This window comes from Streptosporangium subroseum, assembly GCF_900188345.1.
In the GTDB taxonomy this organism is placed as follows: Bacteria; Actinomycetota; Actinomycetes; order Streptosporangiales; family Streptosporangiaceae; genus Streptosporangium; species Streptosporangium subroseum.
On the sequence record NZ_FZOD01000052.1, the window covers coordinates 1 to 12,154 of the forward strand.

A 12,154-nucleotide genomic window follows, 5' to 3' on the forward strand; every position below is an offset into this window, starting at 1 on the left:
CGCCCCTGCGGGTCCCGCCGCCCCGGTCGCGCCGGTTGGCCCGGTCGCGCCGTTTGCCCCGGCCGGTCCAGCCGGTCCCGCCGCGCCAGTCGCCCCGGCCGGTCCGGTCGCCCCGTTTGCCCCGGCCGGTCCAGCCGCACCTGCCGGTCCTGCTGCGCCAGTTGCGCCCGTCGCCCCTGCCGGTCCTGCTGCGCCAGTCGCACCTGCCGGTCCGGCTGGTCCGGCTGGTCCCGTCTCCCCCTGAGTTCCTGCCGCCCCTGCGGGTCCCGCCGCCCCGGTCGCACCGGTTGGCCCGGCCGCGCCAGTCGCGCCCGTCTCCCCTGCTGGTCCTGCTGCGCCAGCCGCACCTGCCGGTCCTGCCGCACCGGTCGCCCCTACCGGTCCCGCGGGCCCGGTCGCACCGGTTGCACCGGTCGCCCCGGCCGGTCCCGTCTCCCCCTGAGTTCCTGCCGGTCCGGTCGCACCAGCCGGCCCGGCCGGTCCTGCTGCGCCAGTCGCGCCCGTCGCGCCCGTCGCGCCAGTTGCGCCAGTTGCGCCCGTCGCCCCTACCGGTCCCGCGGGTCCGGTCGCACCGACCGGTCCTGCCGGTCCTACCGCGCCGTTCGCCCCTGCTGGTCCTGCCGCACCGGTTACGCCCGTCGCGCCAGCCGGTCCGGTCGCGCCGGTCGCCCCGGTTGTGCCGGTTGCGCCAGTCGCCCCCGCCGGCCCGGTCGCCCCTGCCGGCCCTGCCGCGCCAGTTGCACCCGTCGCCCCTGCCGGTCCGGTCGCACCGGCCGGCCCGGCCGGTCCCGTCTCCCCCTGAGTTCCTGCCGGCCCGGCCGGTCCAGTCGCGCCGGCCGGTCCCGTCGCGCCGGTCTCGCCTACGGAGCCTTCTGGACCCTGAGGGCCGTATGGACCGGTTCGACCCGTTGTGCCCCTAGATCCTTTCCTACCTTTCAGTCCGCGCGGGCCATGCAGGCATACACAAAACCTGTTCCTGCACCCACATGGCTTGCAGCACCTCTTCCGGCAATGGCCCCTTGGATAGACGTGCGGCTTTCGGGAGGTGTCGCCAGGAGGGCAGGCCAGAGCCGACTTACCCTCCTCAACGTGTGCAATCAGGAGAATGTTGCCCATTTTTTCCTTGAGTGCATTTTCCTGCATTTGGAATGATACGGCTAAAAAAATGCCGACGAGAATCACCATGGCGCTTCGATTTCGGGCGCGCCTGCTGGACCGCAGGATCATGATACGCCTGCTACTGGTGAAATTCATATCATTCCGTGTCGTTTGTGGTCCTGAGGGGGGCCTCTGTGACGCATGGATAGTGATCAAGGAATACCCGATAAATATTCTAAAATGCATCGGCCTGACCACTAAGTCATAAATTAAAAGTAATGTGATAGGAAAACGAGGGAGGACAGCCCGTCGAGATTTATATTTATGCACATAAGGACTTTATGTTGCAATCTTCGGCCTGTGTGGCATTGAATTCATAGTTAAGGTGTTTTGTGCATTTTGCGGATGAATGCCGGGAACTCTTAGGGCTTGTCGGCGGCCATCGCGCTCGCGGAGGGTTGGCGCGGCGGGCAGGTCATGCGCTCCGCTGTCGTGGACAGCAGCTTGGCTGGAGGCTCACTGCCACACGTTGGTCCGCATTCCTCTAGCAGGCAGAAGCCCTGGGAGTCGACGGCCTGGATGAAGGCCGGTGACGTGCTGCCGTCCAGTTCGAGTGTGCCGGGGAAGACGGCGACGATCTCATGTACGCCTTCGGAGAGGGGGGCGACGGTCAACTCGGCGTGGCCTGTGCCATCGAGCGGGGCTGTGCCCAGACTCACTCCGTCGCTGAAGAATTCGACCGGGCCGGTGGGAACGATCCCGCTCGGAGACCTCACCGTCGCGGTGAAGGTGATCGGGCTTTGCTGGCTGATGGCGCACGACGAGTTCACCGTGGTGGTGGTGGACCTGCCGGAAGGACCCGCGCAGGTAGACAGGGTGATGGTGTCCGTGTCCAGCGTGACGCTGCCGTTGCGAGCCAGGGTTCGACCATTCACGGTCACACCGCTGACCACCGTGATCGAGGTCAACGCGAGAATGTCGCCGACGAAGTCGGTAGTGGCTCCCAGCGTGGCCGAGCTGCCTACCTGCCAGAAGACGTTGCATGCCTGTGCCCCCCCGGTGAGGGTCACCGTGCTGGCGGCCGCGGTGATGAGGGTGGAGGCGGCCTGGAAGATGAAGACCGCATCGGGGTCGTCCTGGGCGTCGAGGGTCAGGTTTCCCGTGATCTGGAATGTGCCCGCGGCGGAGTTGTAGACACCGGGGGTCACGGTGGTTCCACCCAGCTGTGTCGGGATGGTGGCGTCAGGAATACGGGAGGCGGCGTCGTTGTAGGCGGTGGCCAAATCCGTCTGAGCCTGTGCGGCGACGGTGTCGGCGACGTGGAGAGCCCCGATCAAGATGCCGGGCGGGAAGCCGCTCACCGCGGAGCCCGGGCTGGTCCCCAGATCTCCGGTGACGATGGTGGGGCCGGTATTCGTGACGGAGGCCCCGCCCAGAACTGCGAAGTCCGCGGCTGTGCCCAGCCCGACCGGTACCGCCAATGCGTTCGCGGCACAAGGTTTCACGGCGATGCTTCCTGTCGCGATCAGGACCGTGAGGACCCACGCCAACAAGGAGCGAACGGTATTTTTTGTTACAAGGCGGGGGCCACCGGCGTCTGTCATCAAACTGCTCTTTTCCTTTAGTGCGGCTCAGCCCAGGCGCATTACCGATGACGCGTCATATCCTCCAACCTTACTAATCAGCAGTTTGGTTCCTTGTCATCCGACATGCGGGAGAAAAACACCGGATGTCATTTCTGGGTAAAAGATGGGTTCGCCATGGTGCCCGGGGTTGAGGAACAGTGGGACGGCCATTGGCGGTAAACCGCTGCGCCTCAGGTCGCAGAAGACTGTGCGGGGCGTCGGGGCGGTGTCTTCTGGGGCCGCGCCCTTGCTTCAGCGGACTCTGACCGCCTGGCCCTTTCACATTCGACCAGTGCACCGCCACAACGAGAAACAAGATCTTTCTCATCGCCGACAACTGTCCCGCTGTTCCTCAACCCCGGACATCGCCAAAGGCCGGTCCTGCATTGACAGCTTTTCGGCCAGGGCTGCCAGGAGGCCGAAGGTGTCGTTCGCAGCCTCCGCGTACACCGCATCGGGAACAGCCACGATCCATGATCGACAGCTACTCTCAGCAGCCACTTGGAAGGGGCTCCCGTGCCTCTCACCACCTGCCGGACGCTCACGGCCGCCGGCCTCGCCGCCTGCGCACTCGCTCTGCTCGCCCCCCGGAACCGGCAGGTGGCGCGTATTCGCCGAAGGCTCGACCCCCGCCGACTCAAAGGTGCGCGAGGGCGATGTCCAGTACTTCCTCAACGGCTACGACGACTGGAGGGGCCGTTTTTGGACACCGCCGATGCCGGGGGCCGGTCGGTGGCCTGTACGAGGTATCCACCAGCGACCGTGGCGTTGGCCAAGGCACCCCGCGCACCGGCAGGTGGAAAGCCTCCAAGATCGTGGCTTAACACGGCGGCGTCGAACTGCGAACCGGCGGCAGGTCAGCGCGCGGTGGCGAGGGTCCCGACCGCGCGGGCCAGTGTGAGGCGGGCCGCCTCGGGGTCGCCGAGGTAACCGGCCACCATGGCCCCGTCGCGGAGCGCGAGCATGATGTCGGCCGCCTGCTCGGGGTCGGGATGCCCGCTGCCCCTGAACGTTTCGGCGAGGGTCTCGCGGAACCACGCCCGGTGTCTGAGGACGGCCTGATGGACCGGGCTCTCCCTGTCGGGATACTCCGCGGCCGCGTTGATGAACGGACAGCCTCGGAACCCGGGACTGCACATCTCCTGGCCGATGCCCTCCACGAGGAGGTCCAGCAGGCCCGCGGGGCTGGAGATCTGCTGGGCGCCGGCCGCGACGCGGGCACGGATGGACTGGTCCGTGTCCTCCAGATAGGCGCACACCAGGTCCTCCTTGCCCGGGAAGTGGCGGTAGAAGGTCGCCCGGGTTACCTTGGCCTCCTCGATCACCCGGTCGACACCCACCGCGCGGATCCCCTCGGCGTAGAACAACCGCCCCGCGGTGGCCAGCAGCCGGGCCCGCGCCTCGGACGCTCGCGCGGGCACTTTCCTGGCGGATGGCGTCGTCGTCATGTTCCTAGGGTACGGAACGTTCTGTCTTTTAGCCCCGCCCATGGCCCCCGAGCGCCGCCGAAGGTCGCCGCCGACCACCGGCCAGACACCCGGTCACGAGCGCCTACCCGGCACCCGATCACAAGCGCCTGCCCGGCATCCGGTCACGAGCATCTACCCAGCACCCGATCGCGAATACCTGCTCGGTACCCGATCACATGCACCTGCCCGGCACGCGGTCACCAGCGTCGTCAGGCCACCGCCGAAGCCCGGCCCGGTCCGCGTCGCCTCACTCCGACGCGGCCAGAAGGACGCTCGCGACCAGCTCCGGATCGTCGCTCATCGGCACGTGCCCGCATCCCTTGAGCAGCTTCGCCCGCTGCCCCGACCATTTGGCGGCCCGTACGGCCTGCCGCCGGAGCAGCAGGCGGTCGTGCTCGCCCCAGGCGATCGTGATCGGCACCTTCGGCGGGCCGGGGGGCATCAGCCAGTCGAACGAGTCGAGGGTGTCGTCGAATCCCTGGGCGTCCCTGAGCGCCTGGCAGGCCGCGAGCAGCGCCTCCGGGGAGAGCTTGGAGGGGTGGGCCACCAGGAGGCCCGAGAAGGCGATCCTGCCCAGCGGGTTCGACGCGGCGGCGAGCGCCTGCTCAGGAGTGATCGTGCGGGTCGAGGCATGGGCCGCCCGGAGGACGGCTCGGGCGTACGCCAGCTCGGTCCGGTTCCAGAACCCGGCGGGAGACAGGGCGGTGGCCGTACGGACCGCTCCGCGCGAGGCCAGCTCCAGGGCGACGTAGCCGCCCAGGGAGTTTCCCGCCACGTGAGGTTCGCGCAGGCCGAGCAGGGCGAAGAAGGACTCGATCGCGTCCGCGAGGCTCTCCGCCGTGTACGGCGTGCCGGGCGGCAGCGGTGGTGAGACGCCGAAGCCGGGGAAGTCCACGGCGATCACGTCCCGCTTGGCGGCGAGCCGGTCGAGCACTGGCAGCCATGCCTGCCAGTGATGCCCGATGCCGTGCAGCAGAACCAGGGGAGCCCCGATCCCGCGTCGTTCGAAGGCCAGCTCCATATCACCGAGTCAAGCACCGATCGGAGACGGCTTCCAGCCCTGTCCCGCCCCGCTCGGCGCGATTTATCGGAGACGGTTTCCCACCTGCCGCGCCAAACCCAACACAACGCTGCGAAAACGACTTTCGGCCCGCCGCACCGGGCTCAGCACGGCCTGACGAAATCAATTTCCGACCCGCCGCGCCGGGCTCAGCGCGACCTGACGGGGACGATCTCCGACCTTGCCGGGCTCAGCGCGACCCAGTGGAGACGGCTTCCCACCCGCCGCGCCGGGCTCAGCGCGATTTGGTGGGAATCTCGAACCAGACGGCCTTGCCCTCCTTGGTCGGACGGGAGCCCCAGCGCTTGGCGAGCTGGTCGACGAGGTAGAGGCCTCGTCCGCCCTCGTCGTTCTCCCCCGCGCTGCGGATGCGGGGAAGCCGGAGGTCCTGGTCGAAGACCTCCACCCAGACGGACTCCCCGCCCCGGCGGATCCGGAGCGTGAACTCCTTCTCGTTGGCGATCTCGTCGTCGAAGCCCGGGACGTCCCAGGACTCCTCGAACGGCAGCGGCGGGCCGTCCATCGCCAGCTCCCGGCGCGGGATGCTGGCGGCGGCGGCGTGGAGCACGACGTTCGTGACCACCTCGGAGACCAGCAGGCAGGCGAGCTCGGCGCGCTCCTCGGAGACGTCCCAGTCCGTGAACGCCTCCGCCGCCATCCGGCGGGCCTCACCGACCATGATCGGCTGAGCGGGGAAGGTGCGCTCCTCGACCTGGAGATCGTCGGAGGCGGACCTGACCACCAGGATGGCCATGTCGTCGTCGATCTCGCCGGGCACGGCGGTCGTCGCGGCGTCCGCGATGCCCTCCACCGAGATGTCCCCCGCCGCGGCGTCGGTGATCTCGACGAGCTTGCCGCAGAGCAGCGCGAGGGTCTCCTCGTCGTTGGGATGCCTGCCGTCGGCGTCGCGCACGGGACGACGGTCCACGAGACCGTCGGTGTAGAGGAGCAGCGCGGCGCCGGGAGGCAGCGTCCGCGTCTCCTCCTTGTAGACCAGGTCGGCGTGGAGGCCCTTGGCGCGCACGCCCAGCGGCTGGCCGACCTCCTTGATGTCGAGTTCGGTGCAGACGCCGTTGATGAGGAGCAGCGGCGGGGCATGGCCCGCGTTGGCGAACGACAGCTGCCGCGACCACGCGTCGTAGACGAGGTACTGGCAGGTGACGATGGGCGGGATGCTGATGTCCGTACCGCTCTCGTCCTGCTCGGGGGTGGCGATGATGCGCGTCCACTCGTCGAGCCTGGCGAGGATCTCCGCGGGCGGCTTGTCGTCCTGGGCGAAGGCCCTCAGGGCGGCGCGGAGCTGCCCCATGACGGCCGCGGCCTTGGCGCCCCGGCCCTCGACGTCGCCGATGACGATGCCGACCCGGCCCGCCGACAGCGGGATGACGTCGTACCAGTCGCCGCCGACCTGGGTCTGGATGCCCTGCCCGTGACTGGCCAGGGGTGCGGCGGGAAAGTAGCGGACCGCGATCTCCAGCCCGTCGAGCTGCGGGAGCGCGCGGGGCAGCAGATATTTCTGGAAGGACTCGGCGGTGTGCCGCTCCTCCTCGAACAGCAGCGCGTTGTCCACGGCCAGTGCCACCCGGGTGGCGATGGCTCCGACGAAGTCGCGGTCGAAGGCGTCGTAGTGCGGGCTGCGCCGGTCGGTGAGATTGGACAGTCCCAGATACAGCAGCCCGAGGGTCTCACCGCGCACGCACAGCGGCGCCACGATGGCCGAGGTCAGCCCGATCTCGGCGGAGAGGCGGGTCTGGGACTCGCCGGGGCTGGGATAGTTCGTCTGGGAGAAGTCCTCCACGAGGATCGTCTCCTGGCGGCGCAGCGCGATGTCCGCGTAGTGCCCCGTCGGGTAGAAGATCTCGGCGCCGATCGGCGCCCACGTGTTGGGCGGAGGTGTCCAGCCCGGGACGTGGGTGGAGACCTTGCGGAACAGCCGCCCGTTCTCCATCAGCTCGATGAAGCAGTGATCGGCGAACTGCGGGACGAGCATCTCGGCGACGCGCTTGAGCGTCTCCTCGACGTAGAGCGAGCCGGCGAGTCGCTCGCCGATCCGCTCCAGCAGACCGAACCGGTCCTTCTCCCGCTCGTTGCTGCGCATCGCCTCACGGGCGGTGATGACGATGCCCGTCACCGACCCCGAGGGGTGCCGCAGCGGCACGGCCTGCGCGCGGACGTAGATGATCGTCCCGTCGCCGCGCCTGACGTCGAACGTGCCCTCCCAGACGCCGCCCTTGAGCACGTGCTTGGAGAGCTCGACGGCGAGTGGGTGATCCTTCTCCATGATGCCCAGGGAGAGTGACTGGTCGCGGGGCCCCGAGGTGCCGGGGCGGCCGAACAGCTTCTCGGCGAACGGATTCCAATAAAGCAGATTGCTGAATCTGTCGGTGACAACCACCGCCATTTCGGCATGATCCAGGACAGAACCAGCCGTCAGATGATCGGCGGCGTCCTGGGATAGATCCCCCCACCGCTTCATCCGGTGACCGCCCCTCGCGGGCGGGTATGCGCAAAGCGAACCACGGTTGCTCCTGCTGCAGTCTCGGCCGGGGAGTGGAGGGTCTCCCGCAGGGGATTCAACCAAGCGGAGGGGCCTGGATCAGCGTGTGGAGACGAAGACATGGGCGGCGACGTCTCGCGGGAGATCCGCAAGAAGGTTGTCCGCTTTGTCGTCACCTGTCACCCGCACACCATCGTCGCTCGCCGCGAGCATTACCTCGCGTCCGGGTTGTATCCCAACTTGCTTGAGTTTAAGCATCACAGCCGGATCACTTTGCACTTGTTCGCTAATTCGCCGAACGACAACGGGTATATCCCTGGGTCCGGCCAAGGCCGCCATCGACGGCAGGGTCTCCCAGCGGCCGTCGGGAACGCTCGTGACGCCGAGCTCCTCAAGGCCGGGAATCGGGTTGCCGTGCGGGTCCTCCGTGGGATTGTTGAGCAGGCTGACCAGCCTCGCCTCCACGGATTCGGACATGACGTGCTCCCAGCGGCACGCCTCGATGTGCACGTCTTCCCAGGGCAGGCCGATCACGTCGGTGAGCAGGCATTCGGCGAGGCGGTGCTTGCGCATGACGCGCGTCGCGAGTGTCCGTCCCAGATCGGTCATGGTCAGGTGCCTGTCACCCTCGACCCGGACCAGGCCGTCGCGCTCCATGCGCGCGACCGTCTGACTGACGGTGGGACCGCTCTGCTGAAGCCGCTCGGCGATTCGTGCTCGCAGGGGGACGATGCCCTCTTCTTCCAATTCGAAAATCGTCCGGAGGTACATCTCGGTGGTGTCTATCAAGCCGTGTGCGGTCAAGGTTCCTCCCGTCCTCTCTCGATGCTACGTCCATCGCGCGACGTTCCCGAGGGGGCGGCGCTGAACTGAAAGATCTCGGACCCCGTACCCTATTGCGAGAAGCACCTGTGATGACAAAAGAAGGCAACATCCGGGCCCCCCGAATCCTTCCCAAGCTCCTCAAAGGCTCCGGACCGCGGGACGGTATTTTCTGAAGGTCGGCACGCTCATCCCGACGGCGATCACCACGACCGCGCACGCGATTCCGCCGCCCACCCAAGCCCCCGTGGCCCCGAACCAGGCGGCCGTGCCTCCCGCCCGCAGATCTCCCAGGCGGGGACCGCCGGCGACCACCACCATGAACACACCCTGCATCCGTCCGCGCATGTCGTCGGGCGCGTGGGTCTGCAGGATCGTCTGCCGCCACACCGAGGAGACCAGGTCGGCGGCTCCGCCGAACGCGAGCAGCGCCACCATCAGCCACAACTGGCCCACGAGCCCCGCGGCGGCGACGGTGAGCCCCCAGATGGCGATCACATAGGTGAGCGCCACGCCCTGGCGCTGGACCCGGCCCACCCAGCCCGACATCAGGCCGCCGAGCACCGAGCCGATGGCCATGCTCGCCGACAGCCAGCCGAACGCGATCAGCGAGCCGCCGAACCGCTCGGCCACGACCTCGGGGAACAGCGCCCTGGGCAGCGCGAACGCCATGGCGATGATGTCCACGACGAACGACATCATCACGATCGGGTGCCCGGACACGTAGCGCAGGCCGTCCACGACCGACCGCAGGCCGGGTCGGGTTATCTCGCCGATCGGCTTGAGCTGCGGCAGCCGTACCGCGGCGTAGAAACCCGCGCCGAACAGCACCGCGTCGATCAGGTAGGCGAAGGTGAAACCGCCCTGGGCGAGCACGACCCCGGCGATCAGCGGGCCGAGGGCGCTGCCGACCCCGCTCACCAGGTAGTTGAGCGTGTTGGCCGCCGGCACGAGGTCGACGGGGATCAGCCTGGGGATGATCGCTCCCCTGGTCGGCCCGGTGATGGCGAAACCGGTGGCGTGCACGGCCACGGTCGCCATCAGCAGGCCGATGTTCGTCATCCCCAGGGCCGCCTGGAGCAGGAGTGCGAGTGTCGCGCTCCAGGCGATCAACGCGCCGACCAGCAGCAGCCTCCGCCGGTCGACCGCGTCGGCGATCGCCCCGCCCCAGAGCCCGAAGACGATCAGGGGGATCAGGTTGGCCGGGCCGAGCATGCCGACCCAGAAGGACGACTTGGTGATGTCGTAGATCTGCGCGCTGACCGCCACCGAGGTGAGCTGAAAGCCGATGAACGACACACCCTGGCCGGCCCAGAGCCGCCGGTAGGCCAGAACGCCGAGCGGACGCGTGTCCACCCCATGCCTCCGGACGAGCTCCCCGAACCCCACGCCGCTCCCTCCACCTACGTATAAGACATATGTGGATATATCACTAAAAGAGCGGTTCAGATGTCATGGGGCCAGGCGCTCGATGATCCAGTAGGTGCCGGAACGGCGGTAGCGGAGACGGTCGTGCATCCGGTCGAGCTGACCCTGCCAGAACTCCACTTCCGTGGGCACAACCCGGAATCCGCCCCAGAACTCCGGCACGGGCGGGTCCTCCGGCCAGCGCTCCGCCAGCTCCGCGTAGCGGTCGTCCAGCTCCTCCCTGGAGTGCACGACCGCGGACTGCCGTGACGCCCACGCCCCGATCTGAGAGCCGTACGGGCGGGACCTGAAGTAGGCGGCCGACTCCTCGCGCGACAGCCGTACCACCGAACCCTCCACCCGGACCTGGCGCCGGATGGAGTGCCAGGGGAACAGCAGACTGGCCCGCGGATTCTCCGCGAGATCACGGCCCTTGCGCGACTCGTAGTTGGTGTAGAAGACGAACCCGTTCTCGTCGTAGCCCTTGAGCAACACGGTTCTGGCCGTCGGGCGCCCGCCCGCGGAGCTGGTCGCGACCACCATCGCGTTCGGCTCCGGGAGCCCCGCATCCACGGCGTCGCCGAACCATTCGGCGAACTGTGACACGGGGTTGGGCGCGAGATCTGCTTCGAGGAGAGGCAGACCCTGATAGGTGCGGCGAAGTCCCGCCAGCGAGGGCGGTCTCGATGTGGCGTCCACGGGAAGGTATTCTCCCGTGCCCGGCTGAAAACATACGCGGCGGCCCCTACCTGGGGCGATCGCGCTTCGGCGGGTCCGGCGGCACACCGTCGCGACCCAGGGGGTTGAATAAGACCCGCCGGTATCTCGACATCAAGGCTTTGACTTCAAGAAAGGGAGGCGGCCGAGAATGTCCGACTTCAAACCCGGGCTCGAAGGCGTAGTCGCTTTCGAGACGGAGATCGCAGAACCGGACAAAGAAGGGGGCGCCCTTCGGTATCGGGGTGTCGACATCGAAGAGCTGGTCGGCCGTGTCTCGTACGGACACGTGTGGGGCCTGCTCGTCGACAACAAGTTCCAGCCGGGGCTCCCCCCGGCCGAGCCTTACCCCATTCCTGTCCACTCAGGTGACATCCGCGTCGACGTGCAGAGCGCACTGGCCATGCTGGCCCCCGCGTACGGCTTCGGCCAGCTGCACGACATCGACGAGGACCAGGCCCGCGCCGATCTGGCGCGCGCCAGCGTGACCGCACTCAGTTTCGTGGCCCAGTCGGCGCGCGGCCTCGGCCTGCCGATGGTCTCGCAGAGCCAGGTCGACAAGGCCGACAGCATCGTCGAGCGGTTCATGGTCCGATGGCGGGGCGAGCCCGATCCCAAGCACGTCAGGGCCATCGACGCCTACTGGACCTCCGCGGCCGAGCACGGCATGAACGCCTCCACCTTCACCGCCCGGGTCATCGCCTCCACCGGCGCCGACGTCGCCGCGGCGATGAGCGGTGCGGTCGGCGCCATGTCCGGACCGCTGCACGGTGGCGCCCCCGCCCGCGTGCTGCACATGATCGAAGGCGTCGAGAAGATGGGCGACGCCAAGCGGTACGTCCAGACGGAGCTCGACAAAGGCCAGCGCCTCATGGGCTTCGGCCACCGCGTCTACCGTGCGGAAGACCCCCGGGCACGGGTGCTCCGCCGTACGGCCAAGGAGCTCGACGCACCCCGCTACGAGGTCGCCGCGGCGCTGGAGCAGGCCGCACTGGAAGAGCTGCACGCCCGTAAGCCCGACCGGGTGCTCGCCACCAACGTCGAGTACTGGGCCGCGGTCATTCTGGATTTCGCAGAGGTTCCCCCGCACATGTTCACTTCGATGTTCACCTGCGCTCGCACCGCGGGCTGGGCAGCCCACATTCTCGAGCAGAAGCGCACGGGCAGGCTCGTCCGCCCCAGCGCAGACTACGTGGGCCCGCCGCAGCGTTCGGTCAACGAGGTCCCCGGCGCCGCCGAGGTCCTCGACGCAGTCTGATCGTGTCCTGTACGGCTGTCGCGCGATCTTCTCGCGCGGCAGCCGTTTTGCGTCCCGGGCCCTGGCCGTACGGCGGCCTTTTCGCACCCCGGCCCCCGATGTGCGGCAGTCTTTCGCGTCCCGAGCCCTGGTGCGTGGCGGTCTTTTCGTGTCCCGGCACCCCGGTGGGCGACAGCCTTTTCGCGTCCTGGACCTGCCCGA

General features: G+C 68.2%; 8 protein-coding genes and 1 pseudogene. 2 read left to right on the forward strand and 7 right to left on the reverse strand.

The window, feature by feature from the left end:
• Positions 1 to 920 (forward strand): annotated as a pseudogene (locus tag CHC08_RS52570) (hypothetical protein); the annotation flags it as partial.
• A 600-nt stretch (positions 921 to 1,520) separates the two neighbouring features.
• On the opposite strand, the gene CHC08_RS35010 reads toward CHC08_RS52570, so the two are convergent.
• From CHC08_RS35010 to pdxH, 7 genes are all read right to left on the reverse strand, one after another.
• A complete protein-coding gene (locus CHC08_RS35010; protein ID WP_218825644.1) occupies positions 1,521 to 2,651 on the reverse strand; it encodes an ice-binding family protein in 1,131 nt (376 codons plus the stop codon).
• Positions 2,652 to 3,580: 929 nt separating this feature from the next.
• A complete protein-coding gene (locus CHC08_RS35015; protein WP_089211673.1) occupies positions 3,581 to 4,171 on the reverse strand; it encodes a TetR/AcrR family transcriptional regulator in 591 nt (196 codons plus the stop codon).
• Positions 4,172 to 4,439: 268 nt separating this feature from the next.
• Positions 4,440 to 5,213 carry an alpha/beta fold hydrolase gene (locus CHC08_RS35020; RefSeq protein WP_089211674.1) on the reverse strand — a complete coding sequence of 258 codons (774 nt, stop codon included), beginning with the start codon at positions 5,211 to 5,213 and terminating at the stop codon, positions 4,440 to 4,442.
• A gap of 274 nt (positions 5,214 to 5,487) precedes the next feature.
• A complete protein-coding gene (locus CHC08_RS35025) occupies positions 5,488 to 7,728 on the reverse strand; it encodes an ATP-binding SpoIIE family protein phosphatase (protein WP_089211675.1) in 2,241 nt (746 codons plus the stop codon).
• A 120-nt stretch (positions 7,729 to 7,848) separates the two neighbouring features.
• Positions 7,849 to 8,553: an iron-dependent transcriptional repressor DtxR gene (locus CHC08_RS35030; protein ID WP_089211676.1), complete on the reverse strand. Its 705-nt coding sequence runs from the start codon at positions 8,551 to 8,553 to the stop codon at positions 7,849 to 7,851.
• A 159-nt stretch (positions 8,554 to 8,712) separates the two neighbouring features.
• A complete protein-coding gene (locus tag CHC08_RS35035) occupies positions 8,713 to 9,927 on the reverse strand; it encodes an MFS transporter (RefSeq protein WP_245878752.1) in 1,215 nt (404 codons plus the stop codon).
• Between the two features lie 96 nt (positions 9,928 to 10,023).
• On the reverse strand, positions 10,024 to 10,677 hold the full coding sequence (gene pdxH, locus CHC08_RS35040) for a pyridoxamine 5'-phosphate oxidase (RefSeq protein ID WP_089211678.1): 654 nt from the start codon (positions 10,675 to 10,677) through the stop codon (positions 10,024 to 10,026).
• 169 nt (positions 10,678 to 10,846) lie between these two features.
• Here pdxH and CHC08_RS35045 point away from each other — a divergent pair, with 169 nt between their 5' ends.
• Positions 10,847 to 11,953, forward strand: a complete 1,107-nt coding sequence (locus tag CHC08_RS35045) for a citrate synthase 2 (protein ID WP_089211679.1) — start codon at positions 10,847 to 10,849, stop codon at positions 11,951 to 11,953.
• Positions 11,954 to 12,154: the final 201 nt, after the last annotated feature.

Excerpts from the sequence above, each read along its gene's own strand:
- CHC08_RS35015 (WP_089211673.1), bottom strand. The coding sequence starts at position 4,171 with ATGACGACGACGCCATCCGCCAGGAAAGTGCCCGCGCGAGCGTCCGAG.
- CHC08_RS35020 (WP_089211674.1), bottom strand. The coding sequence starts at position 5,213 with ATGGAGCTGGCCTTCGAACGACGCGGGATCGGGGCTCCCCTGGTTCTG.
- CHC08_RS35025 (WP_089211675.1), bottom strand. The coding sequence starts at position 7,728 with ATGAAGCGGTGGGGGGATCTATCCCAGGACGCCGCCGATCATCTGACG.
- CHC08_RS35045 (WP_089211679.1), top strand. The coding sequence starts at position 10,847 with ATGTCCGACTTCAAACCCGGGCTCGAAGGCGTAGTCGCTTTCGAGACG.